The organism is Kluyvera genomosp. 1, assembly GCF_001266615.1.
GTDB classification, from domain to species: Bacteria; Pseudomonadota; Gammaproteobacteria; order Enterobacterales; family Enterobacteriaceae; genus Kluyvera; species Kluyvera cryocrescens_A.
Genome location: NZ_LGHZ01000001.1, coordinates 107,307 through 130,875, shown reverse-complemented (window position 1 = coordinate 130,875; position 23,569 = coordinate 107,307). Strand labels below are relative to the sequence as shown.

Below are 23,569 nucleotides of genomic sequence, written 5' to 3'. Positions count from 1 at the left end.
CCATTTACACCCGCGTTCAAGTGTGCCCGGAAACCTAAACCCTGGTAATTAGTGTGAACGTTTTTCGCGATTTCGCTGGGAAAAAAGTGGGGAGATGTGCGGAAGATAAAAAAAACGGCCCCGGAGGGCCGTTTAGTGCGGATTAGACAACCGGACGGGCAATCACGCTGCGGGTCTCCATGCGAACCTCTGCAATGGTGACATCGATGACATCGGTGACTTTATAGGCCACTTCACCTTTGATCTGCACGGTGCCATTTTCCTGGCTACATACCATCTCATCACGCACGGCGTGCAGGAAGGGGGCCGGGATAAAGGCAACGGCGCCGTTATCGACCAGACGCACGCGCATACCGCCGCGGCTGACATCGATAATCTCAGCGGCAAAGCGCGTCTCTGTATCGGCCTGCGGCTTGAGATAACGCGCATACAGCCAATCGGCCACATCGCGCTCCGCCATGCGGTTGAGACGGCGGCGCTCGGCCATCTGTACGGTCACATCATCCTGCGGACGAGCAATGGATTCACCTTTGATAATTGCCTTCAGCAGACGATGGTTGACCATGTCACCGTACTTACGGATTGGCGATGTCCAGGTGGCGTAGGCTTCAAGACCTAAACCAAAGTGCGGGCCTGGCTCAATGCTGATTTCCGCAAACGACTGGAAGCGACGAATACGGCTATCGAGGAAGCCGGTTGGCTGAGCATCCAGTTCGCGGCGCAGTTTGCAGAAGCCTTCCAGCGTCAGCACTTCAACCGGATCGACATGAACATCGTGCGTTTTCAACAGAGCGGCCAGCGCTTCGGTGTTGTCTGGGGCAAAACCGGTGTGGACGTTGTAGATGCCAAAGCCGAGTTTATCGCGCAGCACGCGGGCAGCGCAGATGTTAGCGGCAATCATCGACTCTTCGACAATGCGGTTCGCAATACGACGCGGTTCAGCGACGATATCCAACACTTCGCCTTTCTCGCCCAATACGAAGCGGTAGTCAGGGCGATCTTTAAAGACCAGCGCGTGGGTTTTACGCCATTCGCTACGCACCTGGCAAACGCGGGCGAGCAGGGCGATCTGTTGGGCAATGGCCTCACTCGGTGGCTGCCAATTGCCGCTATTTTCCAGCCAGCCCGAAACATCGTCGTAGGTCAGTTTGGCTTTGGACTCGATGTTGGCGGCAAAGAATTCGATATTGTCTTCAATGGTACCGTCGGCGGAGAGCGTCATGCGGCAGGCCAGAACCGGGCGTACCAGGTTGGCTCGCAGCGAACACAGATCGTCGGACAGCTCACGCGGCAGCATCGGGATGTTAAAGCCCGGGAGGTAGTTGGTGAATGCGCGAATCTTCGCAGCATCGTCAAGCTTACTGCCTTCAACAATCCAGGCCGTAGGATCGGCGATAGCGACAGTGAGCAGCAGTTTGCCATCTGCGCCTTCTTCAACATACAGCGCATCGTCCATATCTTCGGTGCTGGCGCTGTCGATGGTGACGAAGTCGAGCGCGGTCAGATCGCGACGCTCAAGCCCTTCATCCTGCATCTCGGTGGCGACGCCGTCTGGCGCTTCTTTTTCCAGGTTATGGCGGGCGAGGGTGACCCACCACGGAACAAAGTGGTCATCGCCAAAGGTGATGAATTTGGTCAGCTCGGCGTAGAAAGTACGGTCGCCTTTAAGTGGATGACGGCGCATTTCTGCAACGGCCCAGTCACCCTCTTTGAAATCGTGTGTCACGCTGCGCTCAGCGCGACAAGGAATGGCATCTTTTAACAGCGGGTGATCGGGCACGATGGACAGACGATCATCTTTACGATGAACTTTCCCCACAAAGCGCGTCAGGAACGGCTCAACCAGTTCTTCCGGCTCGGCGCTCTCTTTCCCTTTATCGGCGTGGATCACAGCAATAATACGGTCGCCGTGCATCACTTTTTTCATCTGCGGCGGCGAAATAAAGTAGCTTTTTTGCGCGTCTACCTCGAGGAAACCGAAACCTTTTTCCGTGGCTTTAACGACCCCTTCTGCACGTGGCGTCTGGGAATGAAGTTGCTGTTTTAGCTGCGCGAGCAGCGGGTTATCCTGAAGCATAATGTTCTATTTTCGTGGCCAAAAGAGCGGCTGACATTTTTACGCGAATCCAGGGGTCGCAGCAAGCGCTGTTTCACCCTTTTACGTAACTTGTTGCGCGCTGCCAAGCGCGATGCGCAGGCGGTTTAACCAGCCGCTTAACGCGCTCCAGGCGAGCAGTGCAATGGCATCCGGCGTGGAAAGCCCTTGTTCAATGAGGGGTGTCAACTGAGCGGTGCTAAAACGGTCCGGTGCGCGGGTGAGCAACTGGGTTGCCAGCGCTACAGCGCGTTCACAGGGATAATGGTGACACCATGCCTGGATTGCCCGCTCGCCGTTGCGTACCGCCTCCGGCAGGCCGCTGGCACCTTGCCACTGGCTACTGTAGTCATTAAAACAGCTGACGCTACCGTTAATCCGCGCGGGAATCAGCGAAAAAAGCGGCTGAAGTGGATGGGCAAACGATAGCGCGTCGATCAGCTCGCCCAAACGGTTGAGTACCGCTTCTTCCTGGGCGAGAACGGGCGCCAGGGCCGTCAGTTCAGGGACATGCAGCCAACGAGCAAGCGCTTCACCCTGTGGGGTATTGGCTTGATGCGCCTCGATGACATCCATATCGGTGTGCCACGGCAGGTTTTCCTGCTGGAACGGTCCGCCATCGGCATCTTCCTGTATCGGCATACCGGGGATCCAACGCACCGGGAAGCCCATATAGGCCTGGAATAGCGCGATGACACGCGCCTGGAAGCCGACAAAACCGACAACCTGGTTTATCAGGATAATATCGTGCTGTGTGAGCCCAACATCGTCCAGCTGCTGTCGCGATCTTGGCGTAATTATCGACGGTGAGCTTGCCAGTTGGCGCGCATATTGGGTTATCTGCGCCAGACGGCGGTTGCTCTCACGTGAGGAGTCCGGGCCAGGCAATGGTGCCAAACGGGCGGCGTAATGGTTGCACAGGCGCTGTACGCCGGAAACCTGGGCGACGGTCAAGGCGGTGCTTAAGCGGTCGTAGGCGCTGAAGGTGCGCAGTCGGCTGGTGGCAACGGCATCGGGGAAAAGCGTGTTAGCTAACTGGCGTGCCGCGCAGAGCCACTGCTGGCCAGCGCTTTGCAGGGCATCAGGCAGCGCCAAATCGAGTAAAAATCGGTCGTCAACGTGCGCGGCTTCAGGAACCAGCGGCATCACATCGCTGTGCTGGGTTCTGGACTGGGTTTCATGATACCAGTGGTTTTTGCCGGAAACGTGGCGTGGCTCCATGGGAGTTCCTTGATTTGAAGGTGGCGAGCCAGCCGCTTCAAAAATGATGTTGCCGGATCGTTATGGGTAATTATCCTGGCGCATGCGTGACGAGGGAGAAAATATTGTTCGGTGCTAATTAATAACTTACAGGAATAACAAAGGCGGGATAGGGGGAATCCCCGGGGCCGCGTCGAGCGGCGACCCCGGTTTTTAGTGCAGTAAACTTATTTCAGTTCCAGCTCGTTCATTGCAGCGATGCTGAAACCGCCGTCAACGTGCAGGACTTCGCCGGAAACACCAGCGGAGAGGTTAGAGCACAGGAAGGCGGCGGAGTTACCCACGTCTTCGATGGTCACAGTGCGACGGATTGGGGTCACTGCTTCGCAATGTGCCAGCATTTTACGGAAATCTTTGATACCGGAAGCGGCCAGCGTACGGATTGGACCCGCAGAGATGGCGTTCACGCGGATACCTTCTGGGCCCATGGCGTTAGCCATGTAGCGTACGTTCGCTTCCAGAGACGCTTTTGCCAGACCCATCACGTTGTAGTTAGGGATCGCACGTTCTGCGCCCAGGTAGGACAGCGTCAGCAGGGCAGAGTCTGGGTTCAGCATGCTGCGGCAGGCTTTGGCCATTGCAACGAAGCTGTATGCGCTGATGTCGTGAGCGATTTTGAAGCCTTCACGGGTGACTGCGTTCACGTAGTCACCGTCCAGCTGGTCTGCTGGAGCGAAACCGATGGAGTGAACGAAGCCGTCAAACTTCGGCCATACTTTTGCCAGTTCAGTGAACAGGGATTCGATGCTCGCATCTTCAGCCACATCGCACGGCAGCACAATGCTGGAGTCCAGAGAGGCAGCGAACTCTTCTACACGGCCTTTCAGTTTGTCGTTCTGGTAGGTGAACGCCAGTTCAGCTCCTTCGCGACGCATTGCCTGTGCAATACCGTAGGCGATGGACAGTTTGCTGGCGACGCCAGTAATCAGAATGCGCTTACCGGAAAGAAAACCCATAGCTATTAATCCTTATATTCATTGTTATGGCAGCCTGTTAAAAACGCAGACGGCCGTTAAATCGCGGCGATTCTAGCATGAGTCGCCAGAAATCGTTACTCCGACCACTACAGCGCGGTCTGACTAGCGGTCTTTGCGCCACGCATCGGCGGTCAGTGCCTCGCCAAAATGCCCGGCAATCAACCGTTTAGTTAAATCGTGAAGCGGGGAGGCGAGCACGTCAGCCGTGCTGCCGCGTTCGACCACTTCGCCCTGATGCATCACCAGAACCTGATCGCTAATGTGTTTCATCATCCCCAAATGCTGGGTGACGTAGATATAAGAGATACCCTGTTTTTCCTGTAATTCCAGCATCAGGTTAACAAGTTGCGAACGCATCGACATATCCAGCGACGCCAGCGCTTCGTCACAGATGATGACTTTGGGGCGCAGAATCAGCGCACGTGCTAGCCCCAGACGCTGTTTTTGCCCTGGGGCCAACATATGGGGATAGTAGCTCACATGGTCTGGCAGCAGCCCGACCAGCCGCAGGGTATCGATAATTTGTTTACGGCGATCTTCCGGTTCGAGGTCGGTATTCAAACGCAGCGGGAAATCGAGGATTTGCGAGATACGCTGACGTGGGTTCAGCGAGGTGCTCGGGTCCTGGAAAATCATGCGAATACGCTGGCTACGGAACGAATAATCGCCATATTCAAGCGGATGGTCATCAATCAGCAGCTCACCGGTGGTCGGTTCAACCATACCGGCCAGCATTTTGGCCAGCGTCGATTTACCGGAACCGTTCTCGCCAATAATCGCCAGCGTCTGTTTTTCACGCAGGGTAAAGCTTAACGGCTTCACCGCCTGAAGCGTTTGGCGGTGGAACCAACCGGTGCGATAGCGGAAGGTTTTACTCAGATTACGCACTTCGAGTAAGGTTTCGACCATGTCACTCTTTCTCCATATTGAGCGGGAAATGACAGGCGAACAGGTGATTCTTCGCTCCCGTCAGACGCGGGGTTTCAATGCATTTACGCTGGGCGTAGGGGCAACGAGGCCCAAGGCGGCAGCCCATGGGCAGCTGTTCCAAAAGTGGGATCGCGCCCGAAAGGGTGTTCAAACGGCTTTTATGCGGCATCGAACGGCCGAAATCCGGGATGGCGCGGATAAGTGCCTGGGTATAAGGATGATGAGGGATACTGACCAGTTCCTCGCTGGGAGCGCTTTCTACCGTTTGCCCACAGTACATGACGTTAATTTTATCCGCCCAGTGGGTCAGCATCTGTAAGTCATGTGAAATCAGCAGAATAGTGGTGTTGTTATTTTGGTTAAGGCCGGTCAGCAGACGGAAGATCTGCGCCTGAGTGGTCGGCTCCATGGCGTTGGTCGGCTCATCGGCAATCAGCAGGCGCGGCTGGTTAGCCAGCGCGATGGCGATCATCACTTTCTGACATTCCCCTTCGGTCAGCTCGTAGGGGAAGCTACGCATAGCATCTTTATGATCTTTGATGCCGACGCGGTGCAGCAGCTCAATGGCGCGACGTTTACGCCAGCCAAAACGCTGCCACCAGTGGCCCTTAAAGGTCCAGCCGGGAATGTTTTGCGTCAGCTGTTTGCCGACGCGCTCAGACGGGTCGAGACATGACTGCGGTTCCTGGAAGATCATCGACACGTTGTGCCCAACCAGCCGACGACGTTCACGGTTAGAAAGGCGTAATAGGTCGATATCATCAAAACGCATGCGGTCAGCGGTGACGCGCCAGTTGTCCTTGTTCACGCCACAAATGGCTTTTGCGATAAGACTTTTGCCTGAACCCGACTCGCCAACTAGCCCGCGGATTTCGCCTTCCGCCAGCGTCATGCTGACGCGATCGACGGCCTTTACCCAGCCATCATTGGTCTTAAACTCAATGGTGAGATTGCGAATATCAAGTAATGGCATTATTCCACCCCCGCATTAATGGCGCGGCGAATGCCGTCACCCAGCAGGTTAACCAGCAGTACGCTAACCATGATTGCGGCACCCGGCAGCATCACCGTCCACGGTGCTACATAAATCAGTTCCAGCGCATCGCCCAGCATCGCGCCCCATTCTGGTGACGGCAGCTGCGCGCCAAGATCGAGGAAACCGAGCGCGGCGATATCGAGGATCGCCATTGACAGGGCGCGGGTGATCTCGGTGACCAGGCCCGCGGCGATATTAGGCAAAATGGCGAACCACAGAATATTCAGCGTGGTAGCGCCGTCGAGGCGGGCCGCGATAACGTAATCACGCTCCAGCTCATCGTGCACCATGCTATAGATGGAACGCACCATACGCGGCAGCAGGGCCAACCACACAGCAAACATAGCGTGGGAGAGATGCGGGCCAGCAAAGGCCACCACAATAATCGCCAGCAGCAGAGAAGGGATCGACAGCAGGGTATCCAGGATGTGGTTAAGTACCGCAGAACGTAAACCATGGGTTGATCCGGCAAACGCACCCAGTACGAGGCCAAATGCCGTGGCAGCAAGCGTCACGACAAAGGCACCGCCAACCGTTGGCGCAGCACCGCTTAGCAAGCGGCTCAGTACGTCGCGGCCTAAATCGTCGGTCCCCAGGAAGAAGGACACTTCTCCATAGCGCGACCATGACGGCGGTAACAGCTGATACCCCAGGAACTGTTGGTCGATGCCGTACGGGGCAAACCAGCCGCCGAATACGCAGACAACAACCAGCCCAATGCAGCCGTAAAAGCCAATCATGGCGGTGGTATCACCGTAGAATTTGCGCCACACGGTGCGCAGTGCGCCCGGCGGCCGCTTTTCAAGGTAGACGCTATCGTAAGGCATACCATTCCTTATGTTTCAGCGGGTTAGCCATAGCACCCAAAATATCGGAGATCACGTTAATAATGATCACCAATGCACCGATTACCATCACGCCCGCAGAAATCGCCGCGTAGTCCTGCTGGCGAATGGCGTTGATCATCCAGCGCCCAAGTCCAGGCCAGCTAAAGACCATTTCGGTAATCATCGCCAGCGTCAGCATGGTGGAAAATTGCAGCCCTAAACGTGGGATCACCGGCGGCAGTGCGTTGTGTAACACATGGCGACGCAGAATGGTCAGGCGCGACACCCCGCGGGTGGCAGCCGCTTTCACGTAATTGGTATCGTAAATAGCAATGGTGCTGATGCGCATCAGTCGAACCACTTCGGTGGTTGGCGCGACGGCCAGAGTCAGCACCGGCAGCACCATATGGCGCAGGGCGCTCATGATCATCTCGTGACGCCATGGCGAGTCGGACAGCCAGGCATCAATCAGCGCAAAACCGGTGACATTTTTGACTTCATAGAGCAAGTCAAAGCGACCGGACACCGGCAGCCAGCCCAGCGTTAACGAGAAGAACAGCGTGAGCAGCAGCGCCAGCCAGAATACCGGAATAGAAAAACCGAGCAGGGCGAAAAAGCTGATAACTTTATCCTGCCATTTATTGCGGGTTATCCCCGCCAGCATGCCGACAGGAATACCGACCAGCAGCGCGAAGCCAAAGGCCATGATGCACAGCTCCATGGTCGCTGGAAAAACCTGACGAAGCTGTTCGGAAATGGGCTGGCCGTTGATACTGGAGACGCCGAAGTCCCAGTGCATTACGCTATCGAACCAGAATGCCCAGGCGTTCCACAGCGATGCTCCCTGCAGCGGAGCGTGCGGCGTAAAGTAGCTTAAACAAAAGCCGACGATGGTCAGAAAAAAGAGCGTGACCAGTAGCAGTAGCAGGCGACGAAGGGTGAAAATAATCATGGTTTCTGCACCTTCTCTTCTTTTTCCCGTGATACGCCCGCGAATGAAGCATTGCCAAACGGACTCAGCACCAGTCCTTTCATGTCGTAGCGATAGGCCTGCAAACGCAGCGAAGAGGCGAGCGGCAGAATAGGCAGTTCGCGTGCCAGAATCTGCTGTGCTTCATCATAGGCATCAATGCGTGAAGCCAGCTGCTGCGAATCCAGCGCTTTTCGCAGTACGCTGTCAAACTCGCGATTGCACCAGTGGGCAAAATTCGTCTGCGAGTTGATGGCCGCGCAGCTCAACAGCGGACGGAAGAAGCTATCCGGGTCGTTACTGTCTGTGGCCCAGCCAGAAAGCGTCAGGTCGTGGTTCATGTCCATCAACCGGGCTTCCTGGAAACGTCCCTCAACCGGCACAATCACCACTTTCACGCCAATCTGCGCCATATCCGCCTGAATAAGTTCCGCAGTTTTGAGCGGGCTTGGGTTCCATGCCTGTGAACTGGTTGGCACCCACAGGTGCAGCGTTAGCTTGTCGATTCCCAACGCCTGCAACCGTCGGCGACCCTCTTTCGGGTTGTATTCGGTAATTTTAGCTTCGTTATCGTAAGCCCAGGAAGCGCGCGGCAAAATAGAGGCCGCGGTTTCAGCGGTACCGTAATAAATCGATTGCATCAGACGCTGGTTGTTGATGGCCAGCGACAGTGCATGACGCACCTCGGGATTATTCAACGGAGGTTTGTCGGTATTAAACGCCAGATAGGCAATGTTCATGCCCGGGCGCAGCGTCAGGCGTAACCGCGGATCATCACGTAAAATAGTGAGCTGACTGGCGGCAGGCCAGGCCAGGACATCGCACTCGCCGGTTAACAGTTTCGATAGACGTCCGGTTCCCCCGGACCCCAGGTCAACCACCACCTGCGGCATTAACGGCGTACCTCGCCAGAATTTAGGGTGACGCTGCAGGCGAATATATTGCCCAGCCTGGTACTCATCAAGCTGGAAGGGGCCGGTGCCAACCGGTTGGCGGTCGAGCAGCTCTTGATGATCCTGCTGAGTCAGCTTCGCGGCATATTCTGCTGACATGACCGAGGCGTAGTGGGTGGCCAGATGCCAAAGGAACGATGCATCCGGACGCGTCAGACGAAACTCAACGGTATGGTTGTCCAGCTTGCGAACGCTCTGCACGCTGTCGGCAAACTGCAGACTGTCAAAATAGGGGAAGGCGCTACCGTTGACGTTATGCCACGGATGCTTGCGGTCGAAAATACGCTCAAAGGTAAATACCACGTCGTCGGCATTGAGCGCGCGCGTTGGGGTAAACCAGCGGGTGGTCTGGAACTGAACATCGCTGCGTAAATGGAAGCGGTAGGTCGCGCCATTGTCCAGGACTTCCCAACTTTCAGCCAGCTCCGGTACCAGGCGATACGTATAGGGATCGACATCCAGCAGGCGATCGTAAAGCTGAGCTGCCAGAGTATCCACAATCAGTCCGCTGCCCGCTTTTTGCGGGTTAAAGGTGTTAACCTGCCCGCTAACGCAGTAGACAAAGCCGCTGTCGCGTATGTCGGCACGGGGCGGGGAGAGCGGTTGCGGTGCGGCAATCGCCTGGCCGCAGATTAACCCCAGTGCTGCCAGTAAAGGTGACAAATTCAGGCGCATAGTTTCATTGTTTTTTCGATTGATCTGCAAAGTGTATCGCACTTACGGCGGTCAGGGGAAAATGTATGAATTCAACTGCCTTAAAAGTCGCCAGTCGAGTAGGGTTATCTGAATAAAAGAAGGTTTCTGCCCTCTGTTCAACATGAGAATAGAGGGCTGGGTGTGGCCGCCAGTATAGGGGCGTTAATGCTGTGCTAGCTCGTTAATCAGTGGCGTTGCGCAGACTAGCGTTTTGTTTTCAATCGTAATTTTTTCACTGTGCTTGAGTTGGGCGATGATTTTCATCACATAGCTGCGTGAAAGTAGAGTTTTATCCATAATGTATTGGGCAGGCGTCACGTTCATCCGGATCTCTGCGGGTTCATTCATTAATGCGATGATTTGGTAGCAAATCAGTTCATAACTGGAACGCCCGGTGAACAGATTGATGATGCTGCTGAATTCATATGACTGGTAGGCCAGAATAATGGCCAGACTCTCCCAGAGATTGTTATCTTCAATGGCTTTTTTAACGGCCAACGCATCGGCCATCATGATCACGCACTCTTTCTCTGCCCGGATATAATACTTTTCGATATACGGCAAGATGATGTTATTGAGACCGAAAATATGCGGGGTACGGATATTGCTGAGCACCAGACCATCAGGACTTCGGCACAGCGCGGCGTAGCCTTCGAATAAAAAGTAGCAAACGTCTTGTCCAGAGTGAATCAGGTTAAGTTTTTTATTTTTGGGACAGTCTATGATTCTCGCCAGCGGCAGGATGGTATCCATAATGATGTGGTAGTGGAGAATCGGCTTTTCTCCCCAGAGTTGATGCGCGGAATTTCTTATTGAATTATTCATGAATTTATCGTCCTTGATATATTAATTCACATAAAACAAGTTATGAATGGTATGAATCATCACATGAACTGTAAATCGCTTTTCACTAAATCATAAATTCATAATTACCGCATGCGTGTGCATTATATATTCTGTTTTTATATTACTTATGGTTGAAAATATTCATATCAATTATATGTTAGCGAAAGCACCGCGGTGGCATTTGCCGATCCCGCCGTTACTGCTGCTGCGGTTTTATAGTAGCTGGCGCTGAAGGTTAGCTGCTCCTGAGCGGAGGCTCCGCCGCTGTTGTAGGACACACCGCTTCTTGAAGAGGTGAACAAAGGAATGCTTTGGTTAAGAGGCAGGCCATTTGCACCGCTATCGTAGCCGCTGGCTTTTAACCCTAACTGTACGCCTATGCCGGTGGCAACGCCGTCACTGCCGGCACCCGTTAAGGCTAACACCGTATTATTAGCGTTATCTCCCGCGGCTGCCGTTGCATTGACGGATAAAGAGACGTTGGTGCCAGGCTCACAGCTTAGGGTGATGTTCTGCGTATCAGGGGCGGAAACTTTACTTGCGGCATCAAATGCCGCCAGCTTGATCATGCCAAAATTAAAGCTGATTGAGGAAACATCGGCGTTACAGCCCATCGCTTTAACGGTCACTGCGGTATTGGTCAGCACCACGTTTGAGGCGACATCGCCGTTGCTATGGCTTTTACTTTCACGAAACTCAACCTGGGCAAGAGGGCTGCTGAAGGTTAGATTGCCGGATGAAATAGGGCCGCCAAGCGCCACCAGTTCAACCTGATATTGTGAATTACTTAGCGTATGGGTACTTTTACCGTCACCGTCGTGCCAGTCATTATCAATGGCCATCACGCCATCGTAGGGCCCCGCCTGATTTTGGGTTGTGACTTTTACACCAAGACCAGGAATATTGGTGGGCATGACCTGGGTGCCTGCAGCACTATCAACCTGTGGGCTGTTGAGATAGAAAAAGCCGACAACATAGTTCCTGCCGCAGCCTTCAATGGTGAGGTCATCATTGGACCCTGCCTTCCAGCCCGATTGATAAATGCTTTCGCCGGCAGCGTAACTCCGGCTTTCGACCACCACGTTTGCGGGTAGCGCGACTGTTGAGGTGGCCATGCTTTTATCGGCAAACACGCCGCCACCGCGTTTGCAGGCAGCGAGACTATGCTGGGTGAATACCAGCAGGGAAAAGAGAAAGAGTAGCCATTTTGTCTTCATGTGCATCTGAGTACCGTGATTATTATTGATAGGTAAAGTTGAGCGTCACGGCGCTTTTAAAGTCGCCTGCGCCGGGTGTGCCGTGCGGGGTATACATTCGGCTCATAAAGTGCAGCACCTTGCTATCGACCCCTGCATCCAGTGGCATGGTGTAGTTCACGCCGTTGGCTAAATTAACCATCGTTTTGCCGTCCAGATTGAGAAGTTGAAGGCCAACATCGGAGGCACCGTCGGCGAGTTCATTGGCGTAAATCGCCTGAGCGTAGGCAGGATCGGCGGTATAGGGCGTGCCGCTAAAACCAATGGTGACCTGCGTTAGCTCCGGTGAGCATTGGGTCAGTGTGACCGCAAAGGTGACGGAGCCGCTGTTCCCGCCCGGAATAGAAAGATCGCTTCTTTCGACTTGACCAAGGTCGACGGTGCTATCAACGGCAACTTCGCAAACCGCAGTCACGATTTGCCCCATCACCTGTACCTGAATGGTATCGCTGGTGTTGTAGGCCAAAGCGGGTCCGCTTAACAGAACGCTTACCAGACTTGCCGTACAGGTTTTTTTCAATAAATGAAGCGTCATTTAGAGGCACTCAGCATGCAGTATTTCGATACCCGAGAGACTTTTCTTCTTAGGCAATGAATAGTTCACAACGCATTGGGTTACGCGGGTGGTTCCCCACTTAACCTGCAGTTTCCCCGTGTCTTGCAAGCCGGATAAATAAGCCTGCCCTTCATCGCCAACAATGCTGCTGTTGTCTTTCTCCGTTGGCGTGCCGGTCGGGCTCACCATCGCGCCAAATGGCACCGGTTTGCCATTTGCCTGTATCAATGTGAACAGGGCGCGATAGCCAATGCTGGCACGATATCCTGCCTCTACAACGGCGCCACGGGTGGGGTAAACGTATTGGGTGGTATCGTGCAGATCGACGTTGCTGCTGGTTATCTGTTCAGTATCCAAAGAGATACTGTTTTTGTGATAAGGATTGGCGTAGGGAACCACGGCAAAACCACGGCTATCGGTCATGACGCCCGTCTGACTGCTGACGGGAACGTCTTTTGCCCCTTGGGCATTGACTAATATGATGGTGTCGTTCAGTGATTGTGCCAGCGTAATGCCATTTTTATGCGCAACGATACCGCCCTGAATCCCGTAGTTCAGTCGATGGCTATTGCCGTCATAGGCATAGCCGCTGCTGAGCTCGGCATAACGGCCCTGATAATTGCCGTAGAGACTGCCGTTGGTTTGATTGTCGTCGTTGGAATAGCCTTCCTGAACGCTCCAGTTCAGGCTATTGTCAGCCAGCGCGGTACCGGAAATGCCGACGTTGTGCGTTGTTGCTCCGTGACGGGTGTTATTCAGGCTGTAGTTAACAAAGCTGCCTGATGAAAACGAGTCGAAGGGAATACTGAGGTTAAAGGAAAATTGGCGCTCGTCACTGCTGTCGCTTGTATTGTGGACGTCGTCGCTATCCGTATTGTCATCATTATTCAGATTATAGGTATAGCTGAATCCGTAAGTTATACCGCGCCAGCTATTGTTATAGCTGACGCTGACGGATGACATGCGGCTCTTATCCCAATAATGCTCATTGACATAACTAGCGGCAATCGAACCGTACACGATGTCTTGTGAAATAGTAAATTCGGTGCGGTTTTTGCTGTGGCCAGTAAAATTCGTATCATCGTAACTTTGCAGCACGTCCGGAAGCGACATATAGCCGCGGGTAGAGTAACGATACCCGGCGATGCTGAAATTGGTGCCGGTCGTCAGAATATCTTTGCTGTATCGCAAACGAAGAGACTGGCCGCTATCGTTGGACTGAGTTCGGGTGTCGTCCATGCCTGTGCGGTAAGGTTTTGACCAGGCCTGAGTGATGTCAAAAGAGAGGGCACCGAAGTTACCCAGGTTTTCGCCCAGCCCGGCCGATAGCGCGGTGTAGTCGATATCGGCATATTGCACGCCACCGTATAACGTCAGGCCATGTGGCAGACCATAGATGAGCGTAGATTGTGTAAAGCTGGCTTCTTTACCGCTACCGACGTGAGTTCTACCGGCGACGATGCTGTAATCGTAATGGCCTTCCCGGTGCAGTACCGGTAATGAGGCGTATGGAACGATAAGTGTCTGTACGCTGCCATCTGACTCTTTAATTTCAACCTGAAGATCGCCCGCGCTGCCGGTGGAAAAGAGGTCGTTAATTTCAAATGCGCCAGGCGCCACCGTTGTTTTATAAATACTGTGGCCATTTTGCATCACGGTCACGACGGCATTGGATTTAGCAATACCATGAATCACGGGCGCATAGTTTCTGACGCTATCGGGCGTCATGTCATCGTCAGATGCGAGCGAGGCACCGCGAAACGCAAGGCTATCAAAGACGTCATTTTTGGTATTACTATCCCCAAGCACTAACTGGCTTTTTAACGACTTGATGTCTCGGGAAACATAGTTGTATACGGAATCAAGGTTGTTCTCCCCGGTATTATCATGGTTCCACGTGGTAAAATTCCTGAATCGCCAGGGGCCTATGTTGAGGCCTGGATGAAAGCTGCCATATTGACTGTCGCCATCCTGGCCGCTGCTATTGCGCTTACGGGTCGTGATACCACTCAGGTTATAGCTAAGCAGTAGGGCGGAAATGCCCTCATCCCATTTATCAGGGGACACATAGTCCTTAGGTCGTGAGAGCAGAGCCGCCTGCGGGATACTGATATTCAGACGCTGACGAGAAAACTGAAGTTCCGTAGCGGCTGCGGGGATCGCCGAGAGATTGGCACAGCGGCTGTCATCAGTCGCTATGCCAGGATATTCATCAATTTTTACGCCCCATTCCTTTAGCTGTTTCAGCGAAAGGCAGGGGATGAGGTTGCTTTTATCGGCGGAGGCAATTTGCTCGATAAAATCGACGTCACGCGTGTCTACTTGCTTATTATTGAGATAAATATCAACGCGATATTTTCCGGGCGCCTGCGAGCCTCTCTCGTAAGCTGAAAGATCGACATTAGCAGATATTCCCTGTCCTGTTTCAAGTAGCGCCGGGTTGAAGTGCTCCCGGGCAGACGCTACTTCGCTTGAGGAATAAATAATTAATAAAATGAGGGGCGGTGTTGATATTAATAATCGACTCATGCTCACTCTTGAATATCAATTTAAATTGACGCGGTGTGTTCTTTTCCGGCCATTCCAAAATCGTTATACAGCCTCCACGATATCTTCCCGCCGGTGATCCCCGAGGCTAATTTGAAGCTGGCTGTAGATTTTGGTGACACCCAGGTAGCATTGTCGATGACCTGACCATTAATTTTAACCACAGCAAAGTTCATGTAGTAATTCGTCGGGTTATTGACGATGAGTGAGCCTGCTGAAATAGACCATTTGATATTTTGTGTAAATTGCTCCGGGGACGTCCCAGAGAGTGACTTTGGACGATAAATGAGTTTAATTCGGGAATTGACGGCAATTTGTACCGAATTACCAGGTTGAATGTCACCGGTGGAGGGTATGCCTTTCACATTTAGCCAGTACATACTTTCGCGGTCTTCCGGCATTGGCAATCCTGAGCGGACAATACGCAATGCATTTTTATCGCCGACATCCAGACGAAATAGGGGCGGGGTAACAATTATTGCCTCTTTTCCCGGCGTACTGGCGTCGGCAGGGGTAATCCAGGATTGCACCAGATTACTGACTTTATCTTTATTTTCGACCGATAACGAGGTCTCGTTTTTACTGCCATCATAAATTATCCGAGTACCACCGATGGTCACGCTCGCCGCAGCACTGTTAATATATAGGCCGCTGATAACAGGAATAAGAGCAAGTTTTAAAAGATTCATTTAGATACTCATTAAAGCAAGTGCTAAATGAGGATTTAGCACTTGCCGATTAATTATTCGTAGCTAACGGTGTAGGTCATCGTACTGGAGACATCACCTTTGGTTGGCAGATCTGCCGTAGCGACCAGCATGGCAGTGTATTGCATGTTGATATCGCCACCTGCGGCAGGTAAATCGATCTGAGTATTGCCGTCGTTACTCACAATGGCGGTGCCGTGATTATCTTTAATCATGACGCCGGTATTGGTTGCTGGGGTATCGCTGGTGGTATCATTTATAAAGTAGGTCTGATTACCATCTGTTTTACCGGTAAATTTAATAAATGCTTTAGTCGGTACACCTGCAGCGGCTTCTGGACAGGAGGTTAAACTGACCTGAAACTCTTTCGGTGCGCCTGTTTGCCCTGCTATGGCGATATCACTGGCTGAGGTTGAACCTAAATCCAGCGTGGCATTGCCGTTATTGATTGAAATGGTACAAGCATCTTCAATGACTGTGCCTGTGAATGTAATGGTATTGCTGTCTGCGGCATTAGCAGCAAAAATGCCACAGAGCGTCAATGCACAGAATGTGAGGGGTTTGTTGATTAACATTTATTTAATTCCAAAATGAATTAAGCGTTAGATATATAAAAAATGAATTGTGGAACAATGACATTACAAGCTGTGTAATGGCGAAGTATATATTAATAGGTATTATTGGCGTCCCGGAAATGGATTTCAATCTTTTAAAAGCCATCTTCGGTGATTATTTGTCTCTTTTTGGATCTTTTATTTTTTAAAATACAGAGGGCGTGACGTTATTGTCCGATACTAACATGGCCATGTGAATAATATCTTTTATAAATCAGCCGCATTGAAAGTGAGACAGCCCTCGGCAGAGAGGGCATATGGCTGAGAGAAGGTTAGAGTTGATGCTTTTTGAGCAATGCTCTGAGTTGATGATAGGTAAGCCCCAACAGTTCGGCCGCCTGTTTTTGATTGAATCGTGCCTGCTGCAAACTTTGCTCAAGCAGCTCCTTTTCCTGCACCGATTGAAACTGGCGGAGATCAAGCGGCAGCACAGGCCCTTGGCCGACAGGCTGCGGCTCAGCCACTGTTTGGCGGTGGAACGGGTCGATAACAATCTCATCAAGCGGGATTTCACTGCTGCCGTGACGATAAACCGAACGCTCCACCACGTTTTTCAGTTCACGGATATTGCCCGGCCAACGGTAGTTCAGCAGGGTATCGCGGGCGCGCTCGGTAAAACCAGGGAACAGCGGCAGCTTCAGTTCACGACACATCTGAATCGCAAAATGATCTGCCATCAACATAATATCGCTGCGTCGCTCACGTAGTGAAGGCAGCAGCACCACGTCGAAGGCCAGGCGGTCGAGCAGGTCAGCGCGAAAAGTCCCTTCTTCCACCATCTTCGGTAAATCGGCGTTGGTGGCGCATACCAGACGCACGTTCACCTGCAGCGGCTGGCTGCCGCCAACGCGCTCGAGTTCGCCATATTCAATGACGCGCAGCAGTTTTTCCTGCACCAGCATCGGCGCGGTGGCCAATTCATCAAGGAATAGCGTACCGCCATCGGCACGCTCAAAGCGGCCCGGGTGGCGTTTCTGTGCCCCGGTAAACGCGCCAGCCTCGTGGCCAAACAGTTCGGAGTCCAAAAGATTTTCGTTTAACGCCGCGCAGTTAAGCGAGATAAATGGCCCCTGCCAGCAGGAAGAGAGATAGTGCAGGCGGTTGGCGATAAGCTCTTTCCCGGTTCCCCGTTCGCCGATAATTAGCACCGGCTTATTGAGTGGCGCCAGGCGTGACACCTGTTCCAACACCTCAAGGAAACGGTTAGCTTCGCCGAGAAGGTTATCTTTGTATTCTGCCATGATGAAATTCGCCATTTGTTGGTGTAATTCGCCATTTCACTGTAGGCGTTCGCGGTGCGGATTTCAATCACTTCGTTTATAATCAATAAGATAAAAAGTTGGCACGGAAGTTGTAATAGTCTTTGCACAGGGCTAAGCCCGATACACAGAACTATGAGGATTGAATTATGGGTATTTTTTCTCGTTTTGCCGACATCGTGAACGCCAACATCAACTCACTGCTGGAGAAAGCGGAAGACCCGCAAAAGCTGGTGCGTTTGATGATTCAGGAAATGGAAGACACGCTGGTTGAAGTCCGCTCCACTTCTGCCCGTGCGCTGGCAGAAAAGAAAGAGCTGAGCCGTCGCGTTGAGAAAGCGCTAGCGCAGCAGCATGAGTGGCAAGAGAAAGCCGAACTGGCGCTGCGTAAAGAGAAAGAAGATCTGGCGCGCGCTGCACTGATCGAGAAGCAAAAACTCACTGACGTTATCGCCACGCTGGAGCACGAAGTGACGCTGGTGGATGAAACCCTGGCGCGAATGAAAAAAGAGATCGGAGAGCTGGAAAATAAACTCAGTGAAACCCGCGCTCGGCAGCAGTCTCTGGCACTGCGTCATCAGGCGGCGAACTCTTCCCGCGATGTGCGCCGTCAGCTGGACAGCGGTAAACTGGATGAAGCGATGGCGCGTTTCGAATCCTTTGAACGCCGTATTGACCATATGGAAGCAGAAGCGGAAAGCCATCGTTTTGGCAAACAGCCATCACTCGATCAGCAGTTTGCAGAGCTGAAAGCGGACGATGAAATCAGCGAGCAGCTGGCTGCGCTGAAGGCCAAAATGAAGCAGGACAACGAATAATAAACTGGCGGTACGTGAAGTACCGCTGCTCATATGCCCATCATCGTTTAGGTTGCAAGGCACTTATTTCGGACATTTACCCGCGTAAATCCGTTGAGTTGGTCGCCTTTGATGCGGTTCGAATGATGGTGGGTATAAATAATAAGGAGTCTCTATGAGCGCGCTTTTCCTCGGCATCCCCCTGACGCTGTTTGTGCTGTTTGTCCTGCCGATTTGGCTTTGGCTGCACTACAGCAACCGGTCCCGTTCCGGTGAACTCTCGCAGGGTGAACAGCAGCGGCTGATCCAGCTTACCGATGACGCTAAGCGGATGCGCGAGCGTATTCAGGCGCTGGAAGCCATTCTTGACGCAGAACATCCAAACTGGAGGGATCGTTAATGGCCGCACTGGATTTTAGTAAAAAGCTCTGGCGTATTCCGCACCAGGGCATGGTGAAGGGGGTCTGCGCCGGTATTGCTCAGTACCTCGACGTGCCGGTGAAGCTGGTGCGTATTATCACCGTTTTGGCGATGTTATTTGGACTCTTTTTCTTTGTCGTCGTCGCCTACATTATTTTGACGTTTGCCCTCGACCCAATGCCGGAAGGGGCAAGCTACGGTGAGCATCAGCCTACCAGCCGCGATTTGCTGGATGCGGTTGATGCTGAGCTTTCCGCTGGTGAACAGCGTCTACGCGAGATGGAACGTTATGTCACCTCCGACACTTTCAGTTTGCGTAGTCGATTCCGTCAGCTCTGAGTAAGAGGTCTATGATGAACAGTAAATGGCAGCGCGCGGGGCAGAAAGTGAAGCCCGGTTTGAAAATCGTCGGCAAGCTGGCGCTGCTGACTGCGCTTCGCTATGGCCCAGCGGGCGTTGCCGGTTGGGCGGTAAAATCCGTCGCCCGCCGTCCACTGAAGATGCTGCTGGCGGTGGCGCTGGAACCCTTATTGTCGCGCCTCGCCAAACGGTATTTTCCCATGGCAAAATAGCAGTATTGGCGTTGACAGGAGTGTGTACTAAGCAATGAAGCGACTCAAAACTGAATTCAATGCGCTGGTCAACCGTAGCGTTGACCGGCATCTTCGTATTGCCGTGACCGGCCTTAGCCGCAGCGGCAAAACCGCGTTTATCACCGGCATGGTCAATCAACTGCTGAATATCCACACCGGTGCGCGTTTACCGCTGCTAAGCGCGGTCCGCGATGAGCGTTTGCTGGGCGTAAAGCGTATTCCCCAGCGCGACCTCGGCGTTCCCCGTTTTACCTATGATGAAGGGCTGGCACAACTTTACGGTCAGCCGCCGACCTGGCCTACGCCAACACGCGGCGTCAGCGAAATTCGCCTGGCGCTGCGCTACAAATCCAACGACTCGCTGATGCGCCACTTCAAAGAGACCTCCACGCTCTATCTGGAGATTGTCGATTATCCCGGCGAATGGCTGCTCGACCTGCCGATGCTGACACAGGATTATTTAAGCTGGTCGCGGCAGATGACCGGATTGCTAAACGGCCAGCGCGCCGAGTGGTCGGCCAAATGGCGACAGCTCTGCGAAGGGCTGGATCCGCTGGCGCCCGCTGACGAAAATCGCCTGGCGGAGATTGCGCAGGCCTGGACGGATTATCTGCACCAGTGCAAGCAGCAGGGGCTGCATTTCATTCAGCCGGGCCGCTTTGTGCTGCCAGGGGAACTGGCCGGCGCGCCCGCGCTACAGTTTTTCCCGTGGCCGGATGTTGATGCCGCAGGCGAGGCGAAACTGGCGCAGGCGGGTAAAGGCACCAATGCCGGTATGCTGCGCGAGCGTTTTAACTACTACTGCGAAAAGGTGGTTAAAGGGTTCTATAAAGATCACTTCCTGCGCTTCGACCGCCAGATTGTGCTGGTCGACTGTTTACAGCCGCTGAACAGCGGGCCGCAGGCGTTTAACGATATGCGTCTGGCGCTGACGCAGCTGATGCATAGCTTCCACTACGGTCAGCGTACCTTGTTCCGTCGCCTGTTTTCTCCGGTCATCGACAAGCTGCTGTTTGCCGCAACCAAAGCGGACCATGTGACGGTCGATCAGCACGGCAATATGGTGTCGCTGCTCCAGCAGTTGATTCAGGATGCCTGGCAGAATGCGGCCTTCGAAGGTATCACCATGGACTGTCTGGGGCTGGCTTCGGTGCAGGCGACGCAGAGCGGGCTCATTGACGTCAACGGAGAAAAAATCCCGGCGCTGCGCGGTCATCGACTGAGCGACGGCGAGCCGTTGACCGTTTATCCGGGCGAAGTGCCCGCCCGTTTGCCGGGACAGGCTTTCTGGGATAAACAGGGCTTTCAGTTTGAGAATTTCCGTCCTCAGGCAATGGACGTTGACCAGCCGCTGCCACACATTCGCCTTGATGCGGCGCTGGAGTTTTTGATTGGAGATAAATTGCGATGAGCGATTCTTTTAAACCACGAATGGATTTTTCTGGCCCGTTGACTGAAGAAAAAACTGAACAATTTAAATCTTCACAGGCTTTTGCAGGCGAAACCGCCGAGAAATTTGCACCGGTCACCCTGGATGATGCAGCCGAAGTTGAAGGGCAGGCAGAAGCCAGTATTGAGGCTGCGCTGCGGCCAAAACGCAGTTTGTGGCGCAAAATGGTCGGCGCGGGACTGGGCCTGTTTGGAATTAGCGTGGTGGCGCAGGGTGTGCAGTGGACAGCTAACGCCTGGCAGACCCAGGACTGGGTATCGCTGGGCGGCTGTGTTGCCGGGGCGCTGATTATTGGTGCTGGCGTGGGCTCTGTCGCGACCGAATGGCGTCGGCTGTGGCGTTTACGCCAGCGCGCGCAGGAGCGCGATGAAGCCCGCACGCTGATGCATAGCCACGGCGTGGGTAAGGCGCGAGCTTTCTGCGAAGGGCTGGCGCGGCAGGCGGGATTGGACCAGTCCCACCCAGCGCTGCAGCGCTGGTACGCGGCGATTCACGAAACCCAAAACGATCGGGAGATCGTCAGTCTCTATGCGCATCTGGTGCAACCGGTGCTGGACGCTCAGGCGCGTCGTGAAATCAGCCGCTCGGCGGCGGAATCGACGCTGATGATTGCTGTCAGCCCGCTGGCGCTGGTGGATATGGCATTTATCGCCTGGCGCAACCTGCGGCTGATTAACCGCATCGCCAATTTGTATGGGATTGAATTGGGGTATTACAGCCGCTTGCGTCTATTCCGTTTGGTGCTGATTAACATCGCTTTTGCCGGTGCGAGTGAGCTGGTGCGCGAGGTGGGAATGGATTGGATGTCGCAGGATCTGGCCGCGCGTCTGTCGACTCGTGCAGCGCAGGGGATTGGTGCCGGTCTGCTGACCGCGCGTCTGGGGATTAAAGCGATGGAACTGTGCCGTCCGCTGCCGTGGCTCGATAACGACAAACCACGTTTAGGCGATTTTCGCCGTGAGCTGGTAGGCCAACTGAAGGCTACGCTCCAGAAGGGCAAAACGGCCGCTTCTTCGGAGAACTAAGCTGGAGTAAATAACGTTATGCCAAAATGGCATAACGTATATCTATACTTATCTTTACTGAAAGTGACTAGCAGCGCTAATTTAGTCGACAACTTCAACGACATAATCACTTTCAGGAAGTCCGATGACCAAAACGCTGCTGTCTTTATTTGTGCTGACCGCGCTGTCAGCCTCCGCTTACGCCGCAACCCCTGCGAATACGCTGGTGGTCGCTCAGGGCCTTGATGATATCGTGAGTCTCGACCCGGCGGAAGCCAATGAGCTCTCCAGCATTCAGACGGTGCCAAGTCTTTACCAGCGCCTGGTGCAGCCGGACCGTAACGATCCGGCTAAAATCACGCCGATCCTGGCAGAGAGCTGGCAGGCGGATGCGGCAGCAAAAACCCTGACCATCAAACTGAAAGGTGACGCGAAATTTGCCTCCGGCAATGCTCTGCGTCCGGAAGATGTCATCTTCTCCTATACTCGAGCGGTGACGCTTAACAAGTCACCGGCCTTTATTCTGAACGTTCTCGGTTGGCAGCCAGACAACATTGCTAGCCAGTTGAAGAAAATCGATGACCACACGCTGCAGGTGAGCTGGACTGCGGATGTCAGTCCCGCGGTAGCACTGAATATTCTCTCCACGCCGATTGCCTCCATCGTGGATGAGAAGCTGGTTGCTGCTAACGTCAAAGGTAAAGACTTTGGTAACGAGTGGCTGAAAATGCATTCGGCGGGCAGCGGGGCGTTTAAAATGCGCGTCTACCAGCCGCACCAGGCTATCGTGCTGGAAGCCAATGACACGTCCCCTACCGGCGCACCGAAGCTGAAAAGCGTGATCATTAAAAACGTGCCGGATCCAGCCTCCCGCCGCCTGTTAATTCAACAAGGTGATGCTGATGTTGCACGCGACCTCGGGGCCGATCAAATTGATGCGTTGCAGGGGAAACCGGGCCTGCAGGTGTTGAGTATTCCATCCGCCGAGCAAAACTACGTGGTATTCAACACCGCCAATAGCGCTAACCCTCTGCTGGCTAACCCGGCGTTCTGGGAAGCGGCCCGCTGGTTAGTGGACTATAACGGCATCACTAAAGATCTGCTCAAAGGGCAGTACTTTGTTCATCAGAGTTTCCTCCCGGTCGGTTTCCCGGGCGCGCTGGATAATACGCCGTTTAAATTCGACCCGGCGAAGGCGAAAGAAATTCTGGCCAAAGCCGGGATTAAAGACGCGCACTTTACCCTCGATGTGGAAAACAAACCGCCGTTTATCACCATCGCCCAGTCGATGCAGGCAAGCTTTGCTCAGGGCGGCGTAAAGGTGGATTTACTGCCCGCTGCCGGTAGCCAGGTGTACGCGCGCGTACGCGCGAAACAGCATCAGGCGGCCATTCGCCTGTGGATCCCGGATTACTTCGATGCCCACTCCAACGCCAGTGCGTTTGCGTTTAACGACGGTAAATCGAGCACTGTCGCTGGCCTCAACGGCTGGAAAATTCCTGAGCTGAACAAAGCGACGCTGGCAGCCGTTGCCGAGCCAGATGCGACCAAACGTCTTGACCTGTATAAGAAAATGCAGGAAGAGTTACAGCGCAGTTCGCCTTACGTCTTTATCGATCAGGGCAAAACGCAAATCGTTATCCGCGACAACGTGAAAGGCTACCAGCAAGGGCTTAACGCCGATATGGTTTGGTACGACCGCGTCACCAAGTAATCGTTATTGCAGCAGCGGCCCGTTGGCGTGAGCTTTTGGTCCGCTGCCGTTCGTTTTATTGT

Annotated in this window: 22 protein-coding genes; 7 read left to right on the top strand and 15 right to left on the bottom strand. The window is 53.6% G+C overall.

Annotation, left to right across the window (positions count from 1 at the left end; translation table 11 throughout):
- Positions 1–142 precede the first annotated feature (142 nt).
- From KP80_RS00655 to pspF, 15 genes are all read right to left on the bottom strand, one after another.
- Positions 143–2,077 carry an exoribonuclease II gene (locus KP80_RS00655; RefSeq protein ID WP_052281633.1) on the bottom strand — a complete coding sequence of 645 codons (1,935 nt, stop codon included), beginning with the start codon at positions 2,075–2,077 and terminating at the stop codon, positions 143–145.
- Between the two features lie 81 nt (positions 2,078–2,158).
- Positions 2,159–3,316 (bottom strand): carboxymuconolactone decarboxylase family protein, encoded by a 1,158-nt coding sequence (locus tag KP80_RS00650; protein WP_052281632.1) that lies wholly within the window; start codon positions 3,314–3,316, stop codon positions 2,159–2,161.
- A gap of 206 nt (positions 3,317–3,522) precedes the next feature.
- A complete protein-coding gene (fabI, locus tag KP80_RS00645; protein WP_052281631.1) occupies positions 3,523–4,311 on the bottom strand; it encodes an enoyl-ACP reductase FabI in 789 nt (262 codons plus the stop codon).
- Positions 4,312–4,434: 123 nt separating this feature from the next.
- Complete coding sequence (gene sapF / locus KP80_RS00640; protein ID WP_052281630.1) at positions 4,435–5,241, bottom strand: putrescine export ABC transporter ATP-binding protein SapF; 807 nt, start codon at positions 5,239–5,241, stop codon at positions 4,435–4,437.
- A 1-nt stretch (position 5,242) separates the two neighbouring features.
- Positions 5,243–6,235: a putrescine export ABC transporter ATP-binding protein SapD gene (gene sapD / locus KP80_RS00635; RefSeq protein WP_052281629.1), complete on the bottom strand. Its 993-nt coding sequence runs from the start codon at positions 6,233–6,235 to the stop codon at positions 5,243–5,245.
- On the bottom strand, positions 6,235–7,125 hold the full coding sequence (gene sapC / locus KP80_RS00630) for a putrescine export ABC transporter permease SapC (RefSeq protein WP_052281628.1): 891 nt from the start codon (positions 7,123–7,125) through the stop codon (positions 6,235–6,237). Before sapC ends, sapD begins: the two co-directional genes overlap by 1 nt.
- Positions 7,112–8,077: a putrescine export ABC transporter permease SapB gene (gene sapB, locus KP80_RS00625; RefSeq protein WP_052281627.1), complete on the bottom strand. Its 966-nt coding sequence runs from the start codon at positions 8,075–8,077 to the stop codon at positions 7,112–7,114. Before sapB ends, sapC begins: the two co-directional genes overlap by 14 nt.
- Positions 8,074–9,723, bottom strand: coding sequence for an ABC transporter substrate-binding protein SapA (sapA, locus tag KP80_RS00620; protein WP_052281626.1), 1,650 nt, complete (start codon positions 9,721–9,723; stop codon positions 8,074–8,076). Before sapA ends, sapB begins: the two co-directional genes overlap by 4 nt.
- 183 nt (positions 9,724–9,906) lie before the next feature.
- Positions 9,907–10,569, bottom strand: coding sequence for a helix-turn-helix domain-containing protein (locus tag KP80_RS00615; protein ID WP_082221699.1), 663 nt, complete (start codon positions 10,567–10,569; stop codon positions 9,907–9,909).
- A gap of 167 nt (positions 10,570–10,736) precedes the next feature.
- Positions 10,737–11,807, bottom strand: coding sequence for a type 1 fimbrial protein (locus tag KP80_RS00610; RefSeq protein WP_072129027.1), 1,071 nt, complete (start codon positions 11,805–11,807; stop codon positions 10,737–10,739).
- A 22-nt stretch (positions 11,808–11,829) separates the two neighbouring features.
- Entirely contained in the window at positions 11,830–12,381 is a 552-nt protein-coding gene (locus KP80_RS00605; RefSeq protein ID WP_052281623.1) for a fimbrial protein, read from the bottom strand.
- Positions 12,382–14,931, bottom strand: a complete 2,550-nt coding sequence (locus tag KP80_RS00600; protein WP_072129020.1) for a fimbria/pilus outer membrane usher protein — start codon at positions 14,929–14,931, stop codon at positions 12,382–12,384.
- Positions 14,932–14,951: 20 nt separating this feature from the next.
- Positions 14,952–15,638, bottom strand: a complete 687-nt coding sequence (locus KP80_RS00595) for a fimbria/pilus periplasmic chaperone (protein ID WP_052281622.1) — start codon at positions 15,636–15,638, stop codon at positions 14,952–14,954.
- Positions 15,639–15,691: 53 nt separating this feature from the next.
- Complete coding sequence (locus tag KP80_RS00590; RefSeq protein ID WP_052281621.1) at positions 15,692–16,231, bottom strand: fimbrial protein; 540 nt, start codon at positions 16,229–16,231, stop codon at positions 15,692–15,694.
- 311 nt (positions 16,232–16,542) lie between these two features.
- Complete coding sequence (pspF, locus tag KP80_RS00585; protein WP_052281620.1) at positions 16,543–17,526, bottom strand: phage shock protein operon transcriptional activator; 984 nt, start codon at positions 17,524–17,526, stop codon at positions 16,543–16,545.
- A 152-nt stretch (positions 17,527–17,678) separates the two neighbouring features.
- On the opposite strand from pspF, the gene pspA reads away from it, so the two are divergent.
- The 7 genes from pspA to KP80_RS00550 all read left to right on the top strand — a co-directional run bounded on the left by pspA (position 17,679) and on the right by KP80_RS00550 (position 23,507).
- Positions 17,679–18,347, top strand: coding sequence for a phage shock protein PspA (gene pspA, locus KP80_RS00580; RefSeq protein ID WP_052281619.1), 669 nt, complete (start codon positions 17,679–17,681; stop codon positions 18,345–18,347).
- A gap of 154 nt (positions 18,348–18,501) precedes the next feature.
- Positions 18,502–18,726, top strand: a complete 225-nt coding sequence (gene pspB / locus KP80_RS00575; RefSeq protein ID WP_052281618.1) for an envelope stress response membrane protein PspB — start codon at positions 18,502–18,504, stop codon at positions 18,724–18,726.
- Positions 18,726–19,085 carry an envelope stress response membrane protein PspC gene (pspC, locus tag KP80_RS00570; protein WP_052281617.1) on the top strand — a complete coding sequence of 120 codons (360 nt, stop codon included), beginning with the start codon at positions 18,726–18,728 and terminating at the stop codon, positions 19,083–19,085. Before pspB ends, pspC begins: the two co-directional genes overlap by 1 nt.
- 14 nt (positions 19,086–19,099) lie before the next feature.
- The gene (gene pspD / locus KP80_RS00565; protein ID WP_052281616.1) at positions 19,100–19,318 is read left to right on the top strand and encodes a phage shock protein PspD; all 219 of its coding nucleotides are present in this window, start codon (positions 19,100–19,102) and stop codon (positions 19,316–19,318) included.
- 34 nt (positions 19,319–19,352) lie between these two features.
- The gene (locus tag KP80_RS00560) at positions 19,353–20,750 is read left to right on the top strand and encodes a YcjX family protein (protein WP_052281615.1); all 1,398 of its coding nucleotides are present in this window, start codon (positions 19,353–19,355) and stop codon (positions 20,748–20,750) included.
- Positions 20,747–21,814, top strand: coding sequence for a YcjF family protein (locus KP80_RS00555; protein WP_052281614.1), 1,068 nt, complete (start codon positions 20,747–20,749; stop codon positions 21,812–21,814). The genes KP80_RS00560 and KP80_RS00555 overlap by 4 nt, the downstream gene beginning before the upstream one ends.
- Positions 21,815–21,938: 124 nt before the next feature.
- Positions 21,939–23,507, top strand: coding sequence for an ABC transporter substrate-binding protein (locus tag KP80_RS00550; RefSeq protein WP_052281613.1), 1,569 nt, complete (start codon positions 21,939–21,941; stop codon positions 23,505–23,507).
- The last annotated feature ends 62 nt before the right edge of the window (positions 23,508–23,569 follow it).